The 22,404-nt window shown below is 37.4% G+C and carries 28 protein-coding genes; 8 read left to right on the plus strand and 20 right to left on the minus strand.

Features of this window, described 5'->3' with window-relative positions:
- Positions 1–6: 6 nt before the first annotated feature.
- The 18 genes from LKL37_RS08400 to tpx form a co-directional block, all read right to left on the minus strand.
- On the minus strand, positions 7–873 hold the full coding sequence (locus LKL37_RS08400) for a VOC family protein (protein WP_431610106.1): 867 nt from the start codon (positions 871–873) through the stop codon (positions 7–9).
- Between the two features lie 137 nt (positions 874–1,010).
- On the minus strand, positions 1,011–1,250 hold the full coding sequence (locus tag LKL37_RS08405) for a hypothetical protein (RefSeq protein ID WP_431610107.1): 240 nt from the start codon (positions 1,248–1,250) through the stop codon (positions 1,011–1,013).
- A 35-nt stretch (positions 1,251–1,285) separates the two neighbouring features.
- Positions 1,286–1,699, minus strand: a complete 414-nt coding sequence (locus LKL37_RS08410; protein WP_431610108.1) for an SRPBCC family protein — start codon at positions 1,697–1,699, stop codon at positions 1,286–1,288.
- Positions 1,700–1,778: 79 nt separating this feature from the next.
- Positions 1,779–2,210, minus strand: coding sequence for a VOC family protein (locus LKL37_RS08415; RefSeq protein ID WP_431610109.1), 432 nt, complete (start codon positions 2,208–2,210; stop codon positions 1,779–1,781).
- Positions 2,211–2,298: 88 nt separating this feature from the next.
- Positions 2,299–3,075, minus strand: a complete 777-nt coding sequence (locus LKL37_RS08420; protein ID WP_431610110.1) for an alpha/beta fold hydrolase — start codon at positions 3,073–3,075, stop codon at positions 2,299–2,301.
- Positions 3,076–3,077: 2 nt separating this feature from the next.
- Positions 3,078–3,578 carry a DinB family protein gene (locus LKL37_RS08425; protein ID WP_431610111.1) on the minus strand — a complete coding sequence of 167 codons (501 nt, stop codon included), beginning with the start codon at positions 3,576–3,578 and terminating at the stop codon, positions 3,078–3,080.
- Positions 3,579–3,793: 215 nt separating this feature from the next.
- Positions 3,794–4,255 carry a hypothetical protein gene (locus LKL37_RS08430; protein ID WP_431610112.1) on the minus strand — a complete coding sequence of 154 codons (462 nt, stop codon included), beginning with the start codon at positions 4,253–4,255 and terminating at the stop codon, positions 3,794–3,796.
- Between the two features lie 25 nt (positions 4,256–4,280).
- On the minus strand, positions 4,281–4,691 hold the full coding sequence (locus LKL37_RS08435; protein WP_431610114.1) for a VOC family protein: 411 nt from the start codon (positions 4,689–4,691) through the stop codon (positions 4,281–4,283).
- Positions 4,692–4,714: 23 nt separating this feature from the next.
- On the minus strand, positions 4,715–5,122 hold the full coding sequence (locus tag LKL37_RS08440; protein ID WP_431610115.1) for a VOC family protein: 408 nt from the start codon (positions 5,120–5,122) through the stop codon (positions 4,715–4,717).
- Between the two features lie 77 nt (positions 5,123–5,199).
- Positions 5,200–5,790, minus strand: a complete 591-nt coding sequence (locus tag LKL37_RS08445; RefSeq protein ID WP_431610116.1) for a Crp/Fnr family transcriptional regulator — start codon at positions 5,788–5,790, stop codon at positions 5,200–5,202.
- Between the two features lie 252 nt (positions 5,791–6,042).
- A complete protein-coding gene (locus LKL37_RS08450; RefSeq protein WP_431610117.1) occupies positions 6,043–7,254 on the minus strand; it encodes a DUF763 domain-containing protein in 1,212 nt (403 codons plus the stop codon).
- 82 nt (positions 7,255–7,336) lie between these two features.
- Complete coding sequence (locus LKL37_RS08455) at positions 7,337–8,467, minus strand: FAD-dependent oxidoreductase (RefSeq protein WP_431610118.1); 1,131 nt, start codon at positions 8,465–8,467, stop codon at positions 7,337–7,339.
- 49 nt (positions 8,468–8,516) lie between these two features.
- Positions 8,517–9,350, minus strand: coding sequence for a helix-turn-helix domain-containing protein (locus LKL37_RS08460; protein WP_431610119.1), 834 nt, complete (start codon positions 9,348–9,350; stop codon positions 8,517–8,519).
- A gap of 8 nt (positions 9,351–9,358) precedes the next feature.
- Entirely contained in the window at positions 9,359–9,763 is a 405-nt protein-coding gene (locus LKL37_RS08465; protein ID WP_431610120.1) for a glyoxalase superfamily protein, read from the minus strand.
- An 11-nt stretch (positions 9,764–9,774) separates the two neighbouring features.
- Positions 9,775–10,122 carry a VOC family protein gene (locus LKL37_RS08470; RefSeq protein WP_431610121.1) on the minus strand — a complete coding sequence of 116 codons (348 nt, stop codon included), beginning with the start codon at positions 10,120–10,122 and terminating at the stop codon, positions 9,775–9,777.
- 86 nt (positions 10,123–10,208) lie between these two features.
- Positions 10,209–10,898, minus strand: a complete 690-nt coding sequence (locus LKL37_RS08475) for an alpha/beta hydrolase (RefSeq protein WP_431610122.1) — start codon at positions 10,896–10,898, stop codon at positions 10,209–10,211.
- Between the two features lie 67 nt (positions 10,899–10,965).
- Positions 10,966–11,541, minus strand: a complete 576-nt coding sequence (locus tag LKL37_RS08480; protein ID WP_431610123.1) for a Crp/Fnr family transcriptional regulator — start codon at positions 11,539–11,541, stop codon at positions 10,966–10,968.
- 81 nt (positions 11,542–11,622) lie between these two features.
- Complete coding sequence (gene tpx / locus LKL37_RS08485) at positions 11,623–12,123, minus strand: thiol peroxidase (RefSeq protein WP_105700910.1); 501 nt, start codon at positions 12,121–12,123, stop codon at positions 11,623–11,625.
- A 358-nt stretch (positions 12,124–12,481) separates the two neighbouring features.
- On the opposite strand from tpx, the gene LKL37_RS08490 reads away from it, so the two are divergent.
- On the plus strand, positions 12,482–14,701 hold the full coding sequence (locus tag LKL37_RS08490; protein ID WP_431610124.1) for an NADP-dependent isocitrate dehydrogenase: 2,220 nt from the start codon (positions 12,482–12,484) through the stop codon (positions 14,699–14,701).
- Positions 14,702–14,917: 216 nt separating this feature from the next.
- Here the strand turns inward: LKL37_RS08490 and LKL37_RS08495 are convergent, their stop codons facing one another.
- Entirely contained in the window at positions 14,918–15,277 is a 360-nt protein-coding gene (locus LKL37_RS08495; protein WP_431610125.1) for a winged helix-turn-helix transcriptional regulator, read from the minus strand.
- 78 nt (positions 15,278–15,355) lie between these two features.
- Here LKL37_RS08495 and LKL37_RS08500 point away from each other — a divergent pair, with 78 nt between their 5' ends.
- From LKL37_RS08500 to LKL37_RS08530, 7 genes are all read left to right on the plus strand, one after another.
- A complete protein-coding gene (locus LKL37_RS08500; RefSeq protein WP_431610126.1) occupies positions 15,356–16,102 on the plus strand; it encodes an SDR family oxidoreductase in 747 nt (248 codons plus the stop codon).
- 167 nt (positions 16,103–16,269) lie between these two features.
- Entirely contained in the window at positions 16,270–17,253 is a 984-nt protein-coding gene (locus LKL37_RS08505; RefSeq protein WP_431610127.1) for a heme-binding domain-containing protein, read from the plus strand.
- The gene (locus LKL37_RS08510) at positions 17,250–17,693 is read left to right on the plus strand and encodes a hypothetical protein (protein ID WP_431610128.1); all 444 of its coding nucleotides are present in this window, start codon (positions 17,250–17,252) and stop codon (positions 17,691–17,693) included. The genes LKL37_RS08505 and LKL37_RS08510 overlap by 4 nt, the downstream gene beginning before the upstream one ends.
- Before the next feature lie 80 nt (positions 17,694–17,773).
- Entirely contained in the window at positions 17,774–18,787 is a 1,014-nt protein-coding gene (locus LKL37_RS08515; RefSeq protein ID WP_431610129.1) for a sensor histidine kinase, read from the plus strand.
- Positions 18,768–19,526, plus strand: coding sequence for a LytR/AlgR family response regulator transcription factor (locus LKL37_RS08520; RefSeq protein ID WP_431610130.1), 759 nt, complete (start codon positions 18,768–18,770; stop codon positions 19,524–19,526). Before LKL37_RS08515 ends, LKL37_RS08520 begins: the two co-directional genes overlap by 20 nt.
- 325 nt (positions 19,527–19,851) lie before the next feature.
- Entirely contained in the window at positions 19,852–20,628 is a 777-nt protein-coding gene (locus tag LKL37_RS08525) for a DUF1223 domain-containing protein (protein ID WP_431610131.1), read from the plus strand.
- Between the two features lie 37 nt (positions 20,629–20,665).
- Entirely contained in the window at positions 20,666–21,058 is a 393-nt protein-coding gene (locus LKL37_RS08530) for a DoxX family protein (protein ID WP_431610132.1), read from the plus strand.
- 316 nt (positions 21,059–21,374) lie between these two features.
- On the opposite strand, the gene LKL37_RS08535 is transcribed toward LKL37_RS08530, so the two are convergent.
- Positions 21,375–22,367: an MBL fold metallo-hydrolase gene (locus tag LKL37_RS08535; RefSeq protein WP_431610133.1), complete on the minus strand. Its 993-nt coding sequence runs from the start codon at positions 22,365–22,367 to the stop codon at positions 21,375–21,377.
- Between the last annotated feature and the right edge of the window lie 37 nt (positions 22,368–22,404).

The following is a 22,404-nucleotide window of genomic DNA, read 5'->3' on the forward strand; positions in this document are numbered from 1 at the left end:
AAATATTTAAGAATTATAAGCATCTTCCAAATCCTGGATAATAATTTTCTGCATTTTCATCATTGCCTGGACTACTTTATAAGCTTTTTCCTGGTTAGAATCGTTCATTAACTGAATAAGTCTTTTAGGTACAATCTGCCAGCTCATTCCGTATTTATCTTTCAGCCAGCCACACATACTTTCTCTTCCTCCGTCTGCTGTAAAGGTATTCCAGTAGTGATCGGTCTGCTGCTGATCATCCGTCATGACCACCAATGATATTCCTTCATTAAAATCAAACTGATGATCATAAGAATTATCCATGCAGAACAGGCTGTAATTATCAATCGTAAAATGAGCATGCTGTACATTTTCTGCAGGTTCCGGATTGTCATGGCCTTCACTTCCGGCTCCATAAGTCAATATATTCCCTATGGTTGAATTGGGAAAAGTCTTGGTATAAAGTTCCATTGCTTCTTTTGCTTTCCCATTATTCTGATGGATAAACATCAAAGTAGGAATTATTTTCTGTTCACTTGCTTTTTCTCCCAAAAACAACTGCCATGTTACGCCGTATTTATCCTGAACCCATCCGTATTTCGGGCTCCATGAGTAAGATCCCAGCTCCATCAAGGCGATTCCGCCATCCAATAACTGATCCCAATATTTTTGAACTTCGTCTTCCGTTTCACAGATTACCATGAAAGATATAGAAGCATTTTTTTTGAATTGGGGACCTCCATTCAGAAGCATTAACCTCTGTCCGAACAGATCCACATTCATCACTACAGGTGTATCTGCTGTGATTTCGCCTCCGAAAACCTTACAGTAAAATTCTGCAGACTGTTTAGCATCTCCGTCATACCAGAGACATGGAAAAATATCGTTATTCATAATTTTAATTTTTAATAAGGGTGATTTATAATGTTAACTTCTCCATACAACAACAAAAGAAGTCTTATGCCTTTGCATTTAAACGATAGTCATTCGTTTATTGCAATGACACTACAAAAACTTCCGGTTGTACACTTTTATGCTTTTTTAAAACAAACCTGATTTTCTTCCATATAATTCTTCAGTTTCATCATCGCATTTTTACCGAAACCATGAAGCTGCATGATTTCTTTTTCGGAATAATCTGAAAGTTTTTCCAAAGAATTTATTTTTTCTTTTTCTAAGGCTCTTCTTGCAGGTATTGCAATCACTCCGTGAAGGAATTGTTCTGCAGAGTCATAATTAAAAGCATAAATGGAGTTTAAACTCTTTGACATGATAACTAGATTGATCATGGCTACAATAAATATTGTTAATGATTCTCAACATACTTGTGGAAATTGTTCAGAATAGCATACCAGCCATCCCTCTGCATTTCCACAGAATTTTGTTTTTCCGGATCGAAAATTTCTATGACTTTCGTTGTATTTTCATCTATTTTATCGAAAACAACTTCTACTTTCCGTCCGTCCTCCATGTGATATTTGATGATCTCATGAGGAATAATTTCATCATATACTCCTTCAAAATCGAATCCGAAACTTTTGTCTTTCGCTTCCATTCTGTGTTTGAATTTGCCTCCTACCTCAAGCTTATTTTCAGAACTAGGACACTGCCAGGTTTCGTGGGCGAAATTCCATTTCGTGATGTGTTTTGGCTCATTGAAATAATTCCAAACTTTTTCAACCGGCGCTAAAATTGTAATGTCTATTTTAATTGGATCCATAGTTCTACATTTTTAAAAATTTAAATAAAGAGCTGCCCAAAAATGAGCATCTCTTTATTATCATTAGTTAAATATAAGATTATTTTGCATATTCTTCATTATAGTTCACCATCCAATGAACACCGTACTTATCCTGAAAGCATCCAAAGTAGTCTCCCCAGAACTGGTCTTCAATCGGCATTTCTACATTTCCGCCATCAGAAAGTTCTTTAAAAATTCTGTCTGCTTCGCTTCTGGAATCAGGGAAAATAGAAACATAATTATTGTTTCCTACGGTAAGAGTCTGCCCAAATCCGGGTACAATATCCGATGCCATCAAAAGGTCATTCCCGATGGGCAGCGCAATATGCATTACTCTGTTTTTTTCTTCTTCAGAAAGGTTTTCGGTACCGGGAGCATTTCCCATTTTATGAATTCCTCCAACGAATTCACCACCGAAAATAGTTTTGTAAAAATTGAACGCTTCTTCAGCAGTTCCATCAAAATTTAGATACGGATTTAATTTAGCCATGATTTTAATTTTAAAGTTATTATTATAAGATATAGATTCTACTATTGATTCATTAAGGATTAATTAATTTACTATGAATAAAAAAATCTTAATGGTTTAAAAATTTTTCTACTTCTCTGACGGTAAAGTCTATTAAGTTTGTATCGATACTACCGTCAAAATCAGGCATCATATAAGTGCCATGAGTTGCTGGAAGTATCATTAATCGTGAATCTTTCACCAGGCGCCACATTGCTGCGGTATGCTCTGGTTTCATCACATCCCGATCTCCGGTGATGAATAATGTAGGAGATTTGATGGAAGCCAATACCTCATCATCCCAGTCCTCAAACGTCTGCATCCTTTTACAGTCTTTATCAAAAAGGTTTTCAAGCTTTGAAAAATCAGGATTAAGATTTAAAAAATTGATTTTAAAAGGTTCCGGCATGGATTCAAAAGTGGCTTCCTGCATTCCTTCAAAAAAGCCGTCCATCATTCCGTTTTTTTTATAAAAAGCTGAGGCAACAACCAGTTTTTCAGCAATTCCCGGGTGACGGTGGCCAATCTGCATTACCGTATTCCCACCATTGCTGAATCCCCAGAATGAAGCTTTTTCAATGTTAAGCTCTCCCAGAAGTCCGGCAACATCGTCTGCATCCTGTTCAAATGTCTCCGGAATATCACGATGCTCACTGCGTCCGTGATTTTGAAGATCAATTCCTATAAGCTTGAATTTTCCGTCAAGTCTTGCAATGACTTCCTTAAAATCGTACAGAATGGAAGAACCTCCGCCATGAATTAAAACCAAAGGTTTACCTGATCCATAAATCTCGTAATACAATTGGATTCCGTTTACTTTTTTATAGCCTGTTTCTGTTGGATTCATTGTTAGTATTTAAGGTTTTCGTCCACATCATATTTCATTCCCGGATAGTCCAGAATTCTACGCATTAAGCCTATTTGACCACATAAATAGTCTTCGCGGCCGATACACATTCCGACAAAATTGAGTTTTGTTTCTTTGATGAAAGGAATATTCATTCCTATTTCAAATATTTCATCCAGCTCTTCATCGGTTACTTCATGAAGCTTTTCATATACTTTAGCAGAAATTGCATGAAAGTTTTCTTTCAATTCAGCCAGCGTTGGATATTTAAAGCTCTCATCCAGAGCTTTTCCCTGAAAAAACAGTTCGCTGTAAGGATCTTCTTCCCGAAGTCCAAGTACCCATCCTAAGCCATAGCGCATGTTGACAAAGTTTCCTGCCATCCATACAATATGATTGGTTTTATTTTCAATTCTTTTCAAAGCATCTTCTTCCGAAATACCATCCAATACATTCATAAAACTTTGAGAATGCATTCTGTAAGCCGGAATAACGAGTTCCATTTTTTTTGATTTTGGTGTGTCCATTTTAGTTTTAATTAGAGATTAGAAGTTAGAAATTAGTGGTTAGTGGGTTGGAGAAACGCAGGGACGCTAAGGGCTTTAGAAACTATGCGTTTTTAAGGCACGAGGATTTTATCTTCGATAAAATTTTACTCTTCTAAAATAGTATGGGAAACTTCAATTGTTCATTTGTCATTCCGAACAAAGCAAGGAATCTATTTTATAGCTCCGGGTTTTCCTAAAATTCTGCGGAGATAGCCCAGCTGTCCGCTGTGGTAAATTTCATGAAGACTAAGTGTTGATATATCTTTAACCATTTCAGGTTTGAAACTTTCAAGAGTATTGAGTTTGGCTTCCAGTGTATCCTGAGATTGTTTCAGATAAGATTTTAAATCTTCGAAGCTGATTAATTCATCTTTGTGATCTACAGCAATTTCCCCTCTGTTGTAGAATGAAAATTTGTCGCTGTTCCAAACAGATTCTTCACCAAGAATGTTCAGTAAAGGATTTCTGATATAGATCAAATGTCCAAGAATCCAGTTCATACAATTGGCTTCACCATTGGGAAAAATCATAGATTCTTCGTGAGTAATGCCGTCGATATTTGAAGTAATCACATAATAGGTACTGGCTACCTGATTTTTTATGATTTCTATGTCGTTTGATTGTGTTTCCATAAGAGATGTGTTGGTGTTATAATCGTTATTCTGCAGGCATTTGAGAAGCATCCCCATGCATTACTTCCCATTGATGACCGTTGAGATCTGCAAAACTGTTTTGATACATCCATCCGTAATCTACAGGTTCGCCATATTTAGAACCTCCAATTTCAACAGCTGTTTTTACCATATGATCTACTTCTTCACGGCTGTTTACTCCAATGGCAAGAAGTACCTGCGTAGTGTCTCCTTTAGCAAAAGGTCTGTTGGTAAAAGTCTGGAAGAACTCTTCTTTAAGAAACATGGTGTAGATGTGATCTTTTTTCATCACTACACATATTGCCTTATCATTTGAAAACTGTTCATTGATAGAAAAGCCAAGCTCCGTCCAGAATTCCCTGGTTTTTTGAACGTCTTTTACTGGTAAATTGACGTAAATATCATTAATATTCATTTTGTAATTTTTAGTGGTGTATTTTATTCTGTCGGCATTTGAGACATGTCGGCAAAAGTGATATTCCAGCCATGTCCGTCCAGATCCCAGAAAGAATTCTGATACATCCATCCGTAATCTTCAGGTTCTTCATGCTGCCATGCTCCGTTTTCTACCGCTGTATTTACTACTTTATCTACTTCCTCACGACTGTTCACCCCTACTGCAACAATTACCTGACTGGTATTTTCTTTGGCAACCGGTTTACTGGTGAAGGTCATAAAATAATCTTCCTGCAGAAACATTACATAGCTTGTATCATTTAAAACAACACAGGCTGCTCTATCATCGGAGAACTGTTCATTGATCGAAAAACCTATCTTCGTCCAGAATTCTTTTGTTTTCTGTACATCTTTTACCGGAAGGTTCACATAAATTTGATTGACTTTCATTTTTCGTAATTTTAGTGTTAAACTGTTATCCAAAATTACCAAGGTGCAATGAAAATCAACTTGTCATAGGGCAAGATTTAATTTTTCTTAGGATGGGAAACGATTTCTTTACGGATACGGCTCAGAGAAGTGTCTGTAACTCCCAGATAGGAAGCAATCTGTTTAAGAGGAGCAAATTGTATGACTTTAGATTTGTGTTCCAACAGATTAAGATATCTTTTGGTTGCTGAAAGGGTGAACATTTCTACAGATCTCTGTTTGTAGGCAAAAAGCTCCTGAGACATCCATGATCTCCCCCATTCTCTGAGGTTCGGGATTTTATGGAACAGTTCCTGAAAAGTGTCATAATCCAACCTCCAGCAGTCACAATCTGTAATACAAACGATATTTTCCTGTGAGGGAACTCTTTGAAACATTGACAAAACCTCAATAATTACTTCATTTTCTGTGAAAAAATGAGTCGTTACTTCATTTCCGTTGAAATCATTAACATAGGAACGTGCTAATCCGCTTTCGAGAATATAATATTCATTGGCAGTTTTTCCTTCCTCAAGAATGAAATCTCCTTTCTGAAATGATCTTTTTTCATGAGCCTGAAATATTTCAGCGAGCTCTTCAGGGAAAAAGAAGGGAAAATCATAACATATTTCAAGGGCTTTGTTCGTCATTTGGTCAATTTTTTTAAGTTTTTAAAAATAAAATTTTTAATTGAATTAATGATAGAAACATTAAACAATGTCATTTAATCTTTAATAAAAGACCATATATCAAAGTAAAACAATAAGTATTTTAAAACCAAACACATTTAAACAGTTATTTTAAACCGCCCTGTCAAAAATTTTTTGAATTTTCGCCACCCCTCCAGAAGATGGGAATGGTAAAACGTTTTTTTGACAACAATGAACTGTCAGGTTTTTGTTTTAAAATAAAGAAAGCTGTATTGCTTTTGGAGGATTGGGTTTCTGAGCATCCCCAAATACGGTTTTCCCGCCAAAGCGCCAGGAATTCTGTCTTTCTTCTTCAATCACCTGCTGAATATCAAAATCCGGGGTAAAATCTTTTTCCGCTTCAATAACAATCTGGTGAAGCTTGTTTAAAGAATTCAGCTTATCAGAATTCCCTAGCTTGGATTTTTCGATTCCTTTTCTGAGGATGCTGATACTTTCATCATATGTATTGATAGGAACAGGGAAAGGATGTCCGTCTTTACCTCCATGAGCAAAGGAAAACCTTGCGGGATCTGCAAATCTGGATGGTGCCCCGTGAATCACTTCGCTTACCAAAGCCAATGACTGCATGGTTCTCGGCCCTACTCCTTCCAGCATCAGTAAATCTTCAAAATTCTGAGGCTGCTGTTCTCTGGTAACATACAGAAGTGCTCCCAGCCGTTTCAGATCTACGTCAGAAGCCTGAACTTCATGGTGGGCAGGAAGAATCAGTCTCGCAAAATCCTTCATCACTTCTGCCGAATCGGTATGGGAAATATCCAGAATTCCTTTTCTGTTTTCCGAAGCTTCGGTATCAGTAAGATTAAGAATCCGTCCTCTTGAAATTCCATTGATTCCTGTGTGAGGTTCTTCTACAAAAGAAGTGATATTTTCGGAATGCCAATGGTAACGTCTTGCTGTTCCGTCAGATTCATGCATTCCTTGCTGAATAACACTCCAGTTTCCATTGTCTGAAAGAATAAAATTATGCAAATACAACTGATAGCCATCCTGAATGGCAGTATTATCTACTTTTGCAGAAAGCTTGCTGGCTCTTACCAGATCGGTTCCGTTCAGTCCGGTTTTATCTGCAATTCTGATGAGTTCTGATGGAGTTTCGCGGGAAAACTTCCCTTTTCCACCGCAGATATAAAGCCCGAGAGATTGGGAATTGGGATTAATAGAACGTTTTAAAGCTCCCATAACGGAAGTGGTAATTCCTGAAGAATGCCAGTCCATCCCCATCACCGCTCCAAAGCTTTGAAACCAGAACGGATCTGCCAAACGACGCAATACCTCATCTTTACCATAATCCATCAGAATGACTTCAATAATGGATAGTCCCAGAACAGACATACGTTCATACAGCCATGGCGGTACTTTGCCATAGTGAAGGGGTAAATCTGCAGTTCCTGAACGTTTCATTCTATTATTAAAATGTAAAGGTAAGTTTATTCATCTTACTATTTAATGATCCGGATCATTAATTGTGTCATTGAATCTTCGATTATTGAATAAGACTTTTGAAAGAGAAATTGACATCACGCATTTCCAGTTCATTTTCACTAGATTCAAGCTGTGCTTCTTTGGCATACATAAACATCTCTTTTTCGTAAGCTTCAATGGCTTCGGATAGGGTTGTGTATTTTCCTTCTGTGAGATTTTCTGATAAAATCAAAGCATCCAGCAATCCGGTATTCACTCCCTGTCCAGCAAAAGGAGGCATCAAATGTGCTGCATCACCAATTAATGTTACGGGTAAAGGACGGTTATTTTTCCAGGGCTTATCTAATGGAATTTTTCTTGTTGGCAGCCCTACAAAAAAGGCAGTTGATTGGAATAACTGCTGATAAAGCTCACTCCATGAAGAGAATCTTTCGGAAAGAAACTGACGAACCTGGTCTGTATTTTGAAAATCTAATGTACAGCCATCTTTCCATTCTTCAGGTTTTTTGAATATAACTCCATACGTCAAAGCTCCATTATTATATGGATTGGCGACCAATAAATTGCCTTCAAAAGCAGCCATTGGTCTTTTCCCATCACACCAATTGAAAAATTCGGGACATGTTTTTTCAGGCTGTGGAACATCTCCCTGAATAATAAAAGTTCCGGTTTCTTCCACTCCGGCTTCCGTGACGTATTTTCTTACTTTGGACATTCCACCATTAGCTCCGATAACAAGATCAGCTATCACATCAGGTTTTTCTTTAAAATGAAGAATCCATTGGCCATCATTCTCTTCCATTCCGGTAAAATTCATGTCCCAGATTACCGTATCACCTTTCAGACTGTCCAGCAACATTTCTCTCAAATGATTTCTGTTGATTTCAGGATTTTCGTATTGGTTTTCGGGTATGATTTCTTTTGTAAACAGAATATTCCCCTGTTCATCAGCAATTTTGATTCCCATAGGTAAGGCCATAGCGTAATATTGATCCAACAGACCTGCTTTTTTCATTGCTTTCTGTCCTGATTCCTTATGAAGATCCAATGTACCGCCCCAAACTCTTGTCTGTGCATTCAAATCTCTTTCATAAACATGTACTTCAACACTTTTCTGCTGTAATAGAACAGCCATGGTTAGACCCACTGGTCCTGCGCCAATGATGGCGACTTTTTTATGATTCAGTACCATAATTTTTTAATGTATTTATTATGGTACAAAATTCAGGATTGCAATGGTATTATGCTTGTACAAATGCGACAAAATCATTACTTAAGGTCTGTTTTCTTTTTTTGGCTTCCCGTGCAAAAACGGCAGGTGTTGTACCGCTGTACCGTTTAAATTCTCTGCTTAAATGAGATTGGTCTGTATATCCAAATTCCTGTGCAAGTTCAGCAATGGAAGCTTCAGGAATATTCCACAGACGGTTTCTGATCTGTTCAAATCGCATAATTCCGGATACATCTTTTACAGTATGGCCGGAAGACTGCTTAAATTTTCTTTCCAACGTCCTGGCTGTTGTATGGGCTGAATCCGCCACCTGATTGACAGGGATGGCTCCTTTATTTTTTCTCATGGCAGCTCCGGCTTTAGAAAGGAGACTGTCTGTTATAATATGGGAATGTAATTTCAGAAAATAGTGTTCTACCTGAGTGATAGCTTCTTCTATTTTCCCTTGGGTAATCAAATCATTCAATACCGTTTGAAGCTCTGCCAGAGGATGTTCGAATGTATGGACACCGTTTTCCGTTTTTTCTGACGAAAGTCCCAGTAAATCAAAAACAGCCCATGGAAAACATCTGATTCCTATAATTTCCAGCTGATTTTGGGCATGAAAAAGGGCTGGCTGATTGAGTAGTCCCATGATAAACGGAGAAGGCAAAACCTGTAGAATGCCCTGATGAGAAATACTGCATCCACTTCCAAAATGAAAGATGATTTCTGCATAACCATCAGGAAGCACTGTAAATTCAGACATTTCTTCTCCATAATCCCTTCTGTTGTACCAAAAACATTTGATAGTATCTTTTAGTTCTTCCGGGACTTCAAATTCCTGATGTATATTGGAAAACATAGCCTTTATTAATCGTGAGAATACAGTTTCAGGTCTTTATGTTTTGCTTCATCATATTGTTCTTCGAAGGTGATTTTATTTCCAAAAGGATCAATCACAGTGAAGGATACCGCTCCGTAAAACGTTTTTTCAAGGCCGGGACGGTTGTATTTATATTTTTTGTCGATGAGTTCTTTGTGATATTCAGGAACGCCTTCTCCCCAGACTGAAACCCTTGTTCCTGGTGTTCCGTCTCCGTGGTGCTCACTTAAATGGAAAATGATATTTTCTTTTTTTACTTCCATATAAACGGGAGTATTTTCATCAAAATAATGTTCCCACACGATCTCAAATCCCAACCAATCTACATAAAATTCTTTTGTTTTCTGATAATCGAAGATTCTTAATACGGGAATAATTCTATCTGCTTTCATTGTGTTTGTATTTATTGGTGAGACAATATATTGATCAGTTTCTGAAATGGATCCTTTACAAAAAACCTGCGGACTCCCCAGTCTTCATTGGTTAGATCATAGGTGATTTCAAAACCTGCATTTTTCATTTTGTGATAGACTTCGTCTACATTATCCACTTCAATGGAAAGATCAGGAACTTCAGTATCATTTCCTCCCTGTTCGGCAAAGCTAATCTGAATTTTAGCTTCTTCATCATTACCCAGTGTTATAATCCAGCCATGATCCATCAAAACATCCAGCTCCAGAATATCCTGATAAAACTGATTGGCTCTGGAAAGATCATCGGTTTTAATATTGGCTACGATTCTTTTTACCATTTTGTACTAGTTTTTTCATTAAAAAAGCCTTGTGAAATTACGTAAAATTTCACAAGGCTAATCAATTATTGTGTTGTATGTTGTATTTAAACAGCCGTTGCTGCTTCTAAGATCAACTGAGTAACTTCTTCCGGATGTGATGCCAATGAAGCATGACCTGCATCTAAAGAAATGATTTTCTTCGGTTCAAGACGTTCTGCCATTTCTTTTTCAGTTTCTGCAGGAATCATACGGTCCTGCAACGAGATCTGATACCAACTTGGGCGAATTTTCCACGCAGGTTCTCCCGCTACATCTCCAAAACATTGTCCGTGAATAGGTTTTTGTGATAACGACATCACCAATGCTTTTTCATCATCCAAATCCTGGCAGAAAGCAGATTTAAATTCATCGTATTTGATCCATAAAAAACCTTTGTTATCAGGATAAATACTTGCTCCACCCGGCGATTCTCTTCTTCCTAACAGAGATCCCAGACTATCTCCTGCATCAGGTGCAAAAGCCGCAATATAAACCAGTCCTACAACTTTGTCATGATGACCCGCTCCTGAAATAACGGCACCTCCATAAGAATGTCCCACTAAAAGCACTTTCCCTTCCTGGGCATCAATAAGATCTTTAGTCTTATTAATATCGTCCTGCAGCGATGTTAATGGATTCTGAACACTTCTTACTTTATAGCCCGCTTTTGTCAGTGAAGGAATAACGTATTGCCAGTGTGAACCGTCTCCCCATGCGCCGTGTACCAAAATAATGGTTAAGTCTTTTTGTTCCATAATGATTGTGTTAAAATTTGATGATGATAAAGCTACGGTTTAAAATATCTGTGGACGTTAACTTAAGTTAATTAACAATCCGACTTCTTATCCGGCTGAGTGACTGTTCTGTTACACCGAGGTAACTGGCGATATGTTTCTGGGCTATTTTCTGAAAGAGTGCAGGTTGTTTTTGGACAAGATTAAGATATCTGTTTTCAGGGGAAAAGCACAGCAGGTCATCAATCCGTTTTTTGGCATCCAGATAAATTTTTTCACTCATCACTCTCCCGAATTGCTGCCAATAGGCTTCTTTTTTATATAAACTCTGCAGATGATCTTTGCTCAGCAGTAGAATTTCACAGTTTTCAAGGGCTTGAATATTCATATTGGATACAGTATCGCAAAGAATACTTTCGTAGTCAGTAAAAAATTCATTTTCGAAATAGAATCCAAAATTGATTTCGCGTCCCTGATCATTAATGTAGAAAGATCTGATGGTTCCTTTTTTAATAAAACCCAGATATTTGCATTTTTCTCCCTGCTTGAGAAAAAAATCAGATTTTAAGAGCTTTGTGTCTTGAAGCAGTGCATAGAATTCTTCAAAATGTTCTGAGTCTACCTGAAAAAGTTCTCCATATTTCTTATAATTATTTGACGTCATTTGGTGTAATTTGATTGGGTTTTATTTTCAAAAAAAGCCTTGTAAAATGATTCACAAGGCTTCTTTACAAAAATTAATTTATTATTTCAATGCAGCAAGAGCAGCATCGTAATTAGGCTCATCAGCAATTTCTGAAACCTGCTCTGTATATACTACTTTGTTGTTTTCGTCTGTAACGATCACGGCACGGCTCAACAGTCCTTTTAAAGGTGAATCTGTGATAGTCACTTCATAATCATCTCCAAAGCTGCTTCTGAAATCTGAAAGTGTTTCTACATTATTTAAACCTTCAGCTGCACAGAATCTTCCTAAAGCGAAAGGAAGGTCTTTAGATACGTTGATCACCACTGTATTTTCAAGTTTTGAAGCCTCTTCATTGAATTTTCTGGAAGAAGCAGCACATGTAGGGGTATCAATACTTGGGAAAATATTGAACACTTTTTTCTTTCCTGCGAAAGTTTCAAGCGTTTTTACTGCTAATCCTGAGTCTACCAGTGCAAAGTCTTTCACAGATGTTCCTACAGATGGCAATGTTCCTATTGTGTGTACTTCGTTTCCTTTTAAAGTGATTGTCGTTGACATAATATTTATTTTTTTAGTTTTCCAAATTTAATCAAAAAAGAAAATTTTCACAGTCTTATTATGGTTAAATTAATCTTAAAGTGAAAATAAAAGTCTTTCGTCTGATACTCAGTTTTTCAAACAAAAATTTTTCTAGACTAATTCTCTGAAAAAACGAATATCTCCATGAAGAAAAGCTCAATCTATGAAAATTATAAAATTGTTTTCCAATAAATGCAAACAGAACCGGGGCATAAATTATACAGATACAAAATTAAAGATTCAAAAGCCTCTATTTTTTATGGAAATATCTTCAATAAAACAATGATATTTACTAAATTTGTGGGACTTAAAATTTCAAATAAAAAATAACAGTATAATGTCAGAAAAATCAAAAATCTATTACACTCTTACTGATGAAGCTCCAATGCTGGCTACTCACTCGTTTTTACCCATTGTAAAAGCTTTCACAAAATCAGCAGATATCGAAATCGCAGTTCCGGATATTTCTTTGGCAGGAAGAATTCTAGCAAACTTTCCTGAGTTTTTAAAAGACGACCAGAAAATTGGTGATGCTTTGGCTGAATTAGGAGAATTGGCTACACAACCTGACGCTAATATCATTAAGTTACCTAACATTTCTGCTTCTGTACCTCAATTGGATGCAGCGATTGCTGAGCTACAAGGTAAAGGTTTCGCAGTTCCAAACTATCCTGCAGAGCCTAAGAATGACGAAGAAAAAGCAATAAAAGCTAAATATGCGAAAGTATTAGGAAGTGCTGTAAATCCTGTATTAAGAGAAGGAAACTCTGACAGACGTGCTCCAAAAGCTGTTAAAAACTATGCAAAAGCAAACCCTCACAGAATGGGTGACTGGGCATCTGACAGCAAAACTGACGTAGCTCACATGAACAATGGTGATTTCTACGGTACAGAAAATTCTACAACATTAGAAAACGCTACAAAATACAAGATTGTATTCAAAGGAAACGACGGTTCTGAATCTGTATTAAAAGACTTCGCAGGTCTTCAGGCTGGTGAAGTTATTGATTCTTCTGTAATGAATTTAAATGCGTTAAAAGCATTCGTTCAGGAAGCAATCGAGGAAGCAAAGAATAGAAACGTACTTCTTTCTGCTCACCTTAAAGCGACGATGATGAAAATCTCTGACCCAATCATTTTCGGGGCTATCGTTGAGACTTTCTTCAAAGAAGTATTTACAAAATATGCAGAGACTTTCAAGTCTTTAGATATCAATCCAAATAACGGTCTTGCTGATCTTTTTGATAAAATCAAAGGAAATGCTCAGGAAGCTGACATCAAAGCCGATATTGAAGCTGCTTTGGCAAACGGACCTAGAGTGGCAATGGTAAATTCTGACAAAGGAATTACTAACTTCCACGTACCTTCTGACATCATCGTTGACGCATCTATGGCTGCTCTTGTAAGAGGCGGAGGTAAAATGTGGAACAAAGACGGAAACGAAGAAGATACAGTTTGTATCATTCCGGACCGTTCTTACGCAGGTTTCTATCAGTCTGTAATTGACGATATGAAAGCGCACGGAAAACTAGACCCTACTACAATGGGATCTGTTCCAAACGTAGGTTTAATGGCTCAGAAAGCTGAAGAATATGGTTCTCACGATAAAACTTTCCAATTAGCTGCTGATGGAACTGTAGAAGTTCAGGACGAAGCTGGAAATGTTCTTCTTTCTCAGAAAGTAGAAAAAGATGATATCTTCAGAATGTGCCAGACTAAAGATGCTCCTATCCAGGACTGGGTAAAATTAGCAGTAAACAGATCAAGATTATCTGATACTCCTGCTATCTTCTGGTTAGACAAAGGAAGAGCTCACGACAGTGAAATCATCAAAAAAGTAGAGAAATATCTTGCTGATCACGATACAACTGGTCTTGATATCAGAATCCTTGATGTGAAAGATGCTATGACTGAAACTCTGAAAAGAGCCAGAGAAGGTAAAGACACCATTTCTGTTTCAGGAAACGTATTGAGAGATTATTTAACAGACCTTTTCCCAATCCTTGAGCTTGGTACTTCTGCAAAAATGCTTTCTATTGTTCCATTAATGAACGGTGGTGGTTTATTTGAAACAGGTGCCGGAGGTTCTGCTCCAAAACACGTTGAGCAGTTCTTGGAAGAAGGATACTTAAGATGGGATTCTTTAGGTGAATTCTTGGCACTTCAGGCTTCTTTAGAGCACTTGGCACAAACTCAAGGGAATACAAAATCTCAAGTTCTAGCTGATGCATTGGATGAAGCAAATGCTAAATTCTTAGCAACAGACAAATCTCCTGCAAGAAAAGTAGGTCAGATTGACAACAGAGGTTCTCATTTCTATTTAGCAATGTACTGGGCTGAAGCGCTAGCTAACCAGACTGCTGATGCTCAATTGGCTGCTAAGTTTGCTCCTATTGCTCAGGCAATGCAGGAAAACGAAGAGGTAATCAATGCTGAATTAATTGGTGCTCAGGGTAAACCTCAAAACATTGAAGGGTACTACAAAACTGATACATACAAAACGTATGCAGCAATGAGACCTAGCACAGTTTTAAATGAAATCATTGACGGAATTTAATTATTCATCTTGATATAAATGAAAAGCTCCTTTTTTAAGGGGCTTTTTTTGTGGAGCCACCCCGTCAAAAGTATACTGGTAAAACCACCCCGTCAAAAATTCTTTGAATTTTTGCCACCCCTCCTTTGGAGGGGAATATTGAGCACATATTTACTACTCAAGGTCAGCGCATCCCTAATCCCTAATCCCTGCAACCTAATATCTGCCACCTCTCACCTACCTATCCTCCACAATCACTCTTCTATGCTCTCTTCCCCAGTTGATCATTTCCTGAATAATGTTTCCAAAGGTTCGGCAATATTCTGTAGGTTCATATTCTATTAAAACAGGAGTTTCCGGATAAACGGTGCGTTTTACCAGTTTATTCAGTTCCATATCTTTCAGTTCTTTTGAAAGCATTCTGGTAGTAATTCCGGGGATACTTCGTTCAATTTCCCTGAAGCGTCTGTTTCCGTTACAAAGTGAGTTGATAACAGGAATCCGCCATTTCCCTCCGATAAAATAAAGGGTATCCTGTAAGGCTCTAAGTTCTTCAGTCTGATCTCTTTCCATAGCTGCAAAGTTAAGTGATATCATGAATGATACTGGTATACTCTGTTATACTGATTACAAAAGTATACCAATTTGAAATAACTTTGTCAAAAAAATTTTACAATGAAAAAATTAAGTCATAAAATAGCTGTTATAACAGGAGGAAACAGCGGAATCGGATTTGCTGCGGCCAAAGAACTTATTTCACAAGGAGCAACCGTGATCATCACCGGAAGACGAAAAGAAGCTGTAGAAAAAGCGGCTCAGGAACTTGGAGCTATTCCTTTCATTGCAGATCAGGCTAATCTTGATGATATTGATCGGCTGAAGAAAGAAGTAGAGAAGCAGTTCGGCAAAGTAGATATTCTGTTCGTCAATGCCGGTATTACAGGAACTCTGACACCTATTGAAAATATGGATGTAGAAAATTTTGATCAGGTGATGAATATTAATTTCAGGGGAGCTTATTTTACGTTAAGCAAATTCATTCCTTTATTGAATGACGGAGCTTCTGTTATCTTTTTATCTTCCATTGTCGCTTCTACCTATAAACCCAACAGTTCGGCTTATCAGGCAAGCAAAGCGGCGTTGAACTCCATTGCAAAAACGGCAGCGGCAGAATTAGCACCAAGGAAAATCAGAGTGAATATGATAAGCCCAGGTCCTATAAAAACAGAAATTATGAACAAAGCCGGACTGGATGAAGAAACGTTGAAGAATCTTTCCAGCTATCTTATCGACCAAATCCCATTAAAGAAAATGGGAACGGCTGAGGAAGTAGCAAAGCTGGTTACTTATTTATCAGACAATGAAGCCTCCGGTTATGTCACTGGAACAGAGATTGTGATAGACGGCGGTATGACATTATAAGAAATCAATTCCAGCAAATCCCGGTAGCGCAACTATCGGGATTTTTCATGTGTATTTTCGGAGTTAAAAATTCCGGATTCACCTTTTGATTTGTCCAACTCGGCCTGTTTTCCGTTTCACAGCATGCACTACCGATCTACTTTTGAATCAGAAAAAACAATACTCATATGGACACCACAAAGAAAAAAACGAATCCCATTGCCATCGTATTTCTGGTTATAATAGGAATTTTCGGAGCGCTGCAGTTATTCAGCAGACCTTTGGAAGGAAAAGCGGTTACAGGAAAAATGGAAGCACCAAAGGAAGTGATCAGTATTCTTGAAAACTCATGTTTCAATTGTCATTCAAACCAACAAAATTTAAGCTGGTATGATCAAATTGCTCCGGTTTCATGGGCAGTGAATAAAGATATCAAAAGAGCCAGAGAAGTGTTGAATTTTTCAGAATGGGAAAAGTTATCTCCGGCTGAACATCAGGGGAAAATGTACGCTATTCTGAACATGATGCAAAGCGGAAAAATGCCTCTTCATGAATACACGCTACTGCACCCTTCTGCTAAAATTACAGAGAAAGATATTGAAACAATTAAAAAATACACGCTTTCACTATCCTCGGTACAGCCATCAACTCAAAAAAAGTTGGAAACACCTCAAACCTTATCCGTTGTATCAACTCCGGCATCAGCAAAACTTCCGGTTTCTCCCAATGGAGTTCAATATACTCCTGATTTTAAAAACTGGAAAGTCATCAGTATGAGTACGCTGTTTGATAATTCCATCCGTGTGATCTATGGGAATGATATTGCTGTGAAAGCAGTGGAAACGGAAAATTTTCACCCTTGGCCAGACGGAAGTATTGTGGTCAAGTCCGTATGGAAACAGCAGGCATTACCTGATGGAGAAATCAGACCCGGACAATTTGTAAATGCACAGTTTATGGTAAAAGATTCTAAACAATATCAAGATACGGAAGGCTGGGGATTTGCTAAGTTTTCGGGAGACGAACTTCATCCTACGGGAAAAACGGCATCTTTTGCCAAAGAATCATGCATTGCCTGTCACAGACAGTTAGCTGAAAAAACAGGCTATCTGTTTGATGTTCCGATGAAAGTAAATACCCAAAGATTAATTCAAAATTTACAGAAAAAATGAAAAATACAATCCTGATTTTACTGGTAAGCTTTGTTTCCCTTACCGCCTGCAGCAAAGAAAATAATGATAAAGAAAGTGAACTTGTGAGAGCTGTTTTTGATCCGGGGAATCTTAAATTCATTTCAACATCTTTAAATCCTAAGAAGAAAACGATGTCCGCTTTATATGGAAATGAAAAAGCATTAGAATCTTTATCCAAAGAAAGTAAGACACCGGGAGCTGGTACCGTGATGAAACTGGTTACCTGGCGCTATCATGATAATCCTCAATACATTGGCGGAACCATTACCGGAGAATTAGTCAGTATTGAAACTGTTCAGGCTGATCATCTTGGAAAGATTTCCTATGATATAAAAAATAGTCTGGCACAAAACAACTCTCCCGATAAAGAAGAAAGAGTACACTATTTTATGAGTTACCGCCCCGTAAGCAGACCTTAATAAAAAACTCCCGCTTCACTATTTATCATAATATTTTCAATAAAAAATATTAATTTAACCTTTTCAAATCAGCAGATTTCATGCAACAGCAAAAAATAAAAATCTCACAAGCTATTATCTGGATAAGCTCTGTTTTCCTCGGCGTTTTATCTTCTGTACCTCAGCTTGCTTCCCATCAATTCGACTGGAAAGAAGCCCTGGTAAACTCGGGGATTACGGCAGCATTTTCGGTTATTATGTGGTACATCAATATTTATATGCTAAACCGCACAAAAAAACGAAGACAGCATATCTCCTATTCAAGATTGATGGTGGTACTCGCTTTTGGGATGGTGATTATGTTTGGGCTGGCCTGGATTCAGCAGTTGATTCTTTCTCAGATTAATTTTGGTCCGGTGATGCTGATGATTGAGGTAAGAGGAATTCTAATCAATCTGGTGTGCTATATGTTTCTGAATCTGCTTCAGAATAATTACACAGGTCAGCAGGTTCAGCTTGAACTGGAAAAGGTAAAAAGTGATAACCTTGGAGCTCAATACGAATTGCTAAAGCAGCAGATCAATCCACATTTTCTTTTCAACAGCCTGAATACTTTAAAAATGATGGCAGAAACGCGTGATGAAGAAACAGTAGATTTTGTTGTAAAACTTTCTGATTTTTACAGATTTACCCTCGAAAGCAGAAAATTAGATCTGATCAGTGTTCAGGAAGAGATGAAAATAGTAGATGCTTATCTTTTTCTTCAGAAAGCCCGTTTTGGTGACGGCATTATGTTTACCAATCAGCTTGAAAAGGAAATCGGTTCTACGCTCATTCCTCCTTTTACGCTTCAGTTTTTAGTGGAAAATTGCATCAAGCACAATATCGTTTCACAAAGCAAACCTTTACATATTAAAATTTATACAGCAGACGATCATATTGTGATTGAAAATCCTATCCAGCGAAAAGTAACCCCTGAAGATTCTTTAGGTGTTGGACTGGACAATATTAAAATGCGTTATAAACACTTGTTGGAAAAGGACATTATTATTAATTCAGACGAAAAAACATTTCAGATAAAACTACCATTAATCCATGAATATCATCATTATTGAAGACGAATTCAGGGCTGCAAAATCCCTTCAGAATTTAATCTCAGATTTAAAACCGGACTCCAAGATACTGGGTGTTTACGATAGTATTGAAACAAGTATTGAAGGCTTACAGGAGATCAAACCCGATCTTATTTTTATGGATATCCATCTTTCAGACGGACTTTCCTTTGAAATTTTCAAATCAGTGGAGATCACCTGTCCTGTAGTTTTTTGTACTGCATTTGATCAGTATATGCTGGATGCTTTTAAGAGTAAAGGCGTTGATTATGTTTTAAAACCATTTTCAAAAGAAGATATTGCTGAAGCTTTTCGAAAGGTTGATGAACTGAAAAAATTCTTTCAGAAGAATGATCTGCCAGATTTGGAATCCATTATTCAAAAAATGAATCAGCCTGCGGGTAAAAGCAGTTTTCTGGTTTTTAAAAATCAAAAATATACCACGATTCCTACAGAAGATATTGCCTATTTTTACATTCATAATGAGATCACCCATCTCGTTACATTTGCCAAAGAGCAGTTTCCTCTTACCCAGCCTTTGGGACAGGTGGCAGAACAGGTTTCGGACAAACAGTTCTTCAGAGTCAACCGTCAATATCTTGTTAATTTTAAAGCGATTAAGGAGATGGAACATTATTTCCAGCGCAAAATACTGGTAAAACTCACCATTGAAACTCCTGAGAAGCTTTTGATTAATAAAGAAAAAACGCATAGTTTCTTTACGTGGCTGGAGGATAGGTAAAGAAGGTGGGAAGATGAAAGAACTTTGCAGCCAATGCAATTTATGAATGTCTTTTTTTAAATACATTATAACCCTGATTGATATGATCAGGGTTTTCTTTTGCTTTTAATTTTTTAAGCTTTATTTCTCATATTTTCACAATCAAAAAGTATAAACATCAATTCCTTTTTGCTCACCAGAAACCTTCAGCCTCTAGCTTCCATCTTCAAACCTTAAAACTTTTCCGCCAGCAATTTCCGGGTTCACCTTTCAATTTGTCCGCTTAACCCTTTTTTACATTTTTTTGCCTCACCAGAGTATCTACTTTTGAATCAAATTAAAAGACATGATACTAAAAAACTTAATCTCAGTAAGCGCTTTTACCGCGTTATTATTTGCTACTTCAGCATTTATTTATCAAAATAAAGATCAAAAGACAGCACAGCATTCAACTGATGAAAACCATGGTTTTGCCGTGTTGGAGCTTTTCACTTCAGAAGGCTGCTCCAGCTGTCCTCCGGCGGATGAGCTGATGGGAAGAATTGAAAAGGAATATAAAGACCAGCCTGTTTATCTTCTCTCCTATCACGTGGATTACTGGAATCGTCTTGGGTGGAAAGACCGGTTCAGTACTACTGAAAACTCACGACGACAACAAGAGTACAGCCGTATTTTGAACTCACAGGTCTATACTCCACAGCTGGTCGTGAATGGAAAAACGGAATTTGTAGGTTCTGATGAAAGTAATATTAAAAATGCAATTCAGGAGGCTTTGCTTATAGATAAAAAAACAAATATAGAGCTATCGGCAACCATTTCTCAGAAGGATATTAATATATCGTATAAAACATCTTCCGCTGATCCTAAGAATATACTTCTCATCAATCTGGTTGAAAAGCATTCTTCTACCCAGGTGGGAAAAGGTGAAAATGAAGGACGCCATTTGCATCACTGGCAGATTGTTCATCAGCAAAACCCAATTTCTTTGAATAAACAACAGGAAGGAACAACAAAGTTCAAGCTCCCGGAAGGTTTCTCCCCAGAGAACTGGGAGGTTATAGCGTTTATTCAGAATATAAAAACGGGACAGATATCTGGATCAGCAAAAACTGCTTTTAAATAAATTTTACACAACTCAATCATCACTAAAAATTACGACAATGAAAACAAAAACAACAAAAATCATCTATTGGGCCGGAGCCATTTTTATGTCATTATGGTTTGGAGCGAGCGGCTTCTTTGAACTGACAAAAAATCCGGTTGTGTGGGATATTACCCAGCAACTAGGTTATCCGTCTCATTTCATTTATATATTGGGCGTTTTTAAAATTTCGGGAGTTCTGGTTCTTCTGCTTCCCAATAGGTTATTGAGACTGAAAGAATGGGTATTTGCAGGAATGTTTTTTGATATTCTTTTTGCCTTCTTCTCAAAAATTGCGGTGCTTGGCTTTTCGGCTACAACAGACGCTATAATTGCTTTTTCTGTGCTTACAATAACTTATTTAATGTTCAGAAAACTGTATTCTCCCGAGCTGGTTTTTGGAGAAGCCTGATGACTATAAAACTCTATTTTTTTCTTATGTTGAAACCGATCTTACTGTTGCATGGGAGGATCGGTTGTTTTATAAGTTTGGGCTGAAGCCCGATGAATGAGCCTTGTTTATGAAAGCGGACTAAAGTCCGCTTCTATTGATTGGGTTATGCGTGTGGTAATTATTTCGTTTAATTAACCACCCCGTCAAAAATTCAAAGAATTTTTGCCCCCCTCCAAGGGAGGGGAATATGGAGCGCATATTTACTCATCAAGGTCAGGCACAATCCTAATCCCTAATCCCTGCTACCTATTACCTCTCACCTGCAACCTACTACCTAATTCATAAAGCTTTCCGGAAACCATTCAAACGCTCCGGCTTTTGTTTTTGTAAAACCTAGACCTGGCCACGGTAAATGATAGGCAAATGCTCTGATTTTTGAATCTGCTAATTGTTTCAGAAGTTCTTTTCTTGAAGCTGTTGCAATATCCAGATCAGTATCACCAAAATAGCCCCACTCAGGATGTGGAAAAAGAATGACATCAGAATGAATCAAATCTGCAATATAGATCAGCTTTTCATTTCCTGAAGAAATGGTTGTAACCGTTAGACCAGGTGTATGGCCGGGAGCTAACTGGAAACTAAAATAATCATACAATGGATTATTAAGGTCATAAAACTTCAGTTTAGGCTGAATAGTTTTCAGAATATTCTGAACTGCGGGGATAATCTGATTAAGAAAATCAGGTTGTGTTTTCAAAGCACTGTTACTGAAATCTTTGATGGTGGCCTTCATCCAGAAATCGTGTTCTATCTTAGAGATAAAAATATCTGCATTCGGGAAAATAAGCTGGTTTTGTTTATCTACAACTCCTCCGATATGATCCGGATGGGCGTGAGAGATAAAAACATCGGTAACATCTTTGGCAGAAAATCCTGCTTTTTGAAGGCTTTTTAATAAAAATCCGGTTCTTTGATCGGCAAAAATTCCCATTCCGGTATCGAATAAGATGAGTTTATTCTTTGTTTTAACCAATAGAATGTTCATTGCCATGTCAATATAATGGTCTGGTCTGAAATTATTTTTAAGGATTGCTTTCAGTTCTGAAACGGTGCCTCTGGGAGCAAATGAGTTCAGATTTTCTTCATGAATATATCCGTCTGTCAGTATAAAAAGTTCCAGTTCTCCCAATTTTAATTTTTTAAAACCGGAAAGATCCTCTCCTGTTTTTTCAGGAAATTTGGGAACTCCTGCCAATACACCAGAGAAAGGAATCATGCTTAATGTTCCTGCCAATAATCCATTTTTTAATAATTCTCTTCTGTTCATAGCTTAGCTTTTTTTATTTTAAATATAAAAACAAAAA

Source organism: Chryseobacterium sp. 'Rf worker isolate 10' (assembly GCF_050753305.1).
Lineage (GTDB): Bacteria > Bacteroidota > Bacteroidia > Flavobacteriales > Weeksellaceae > Chryseobacterium.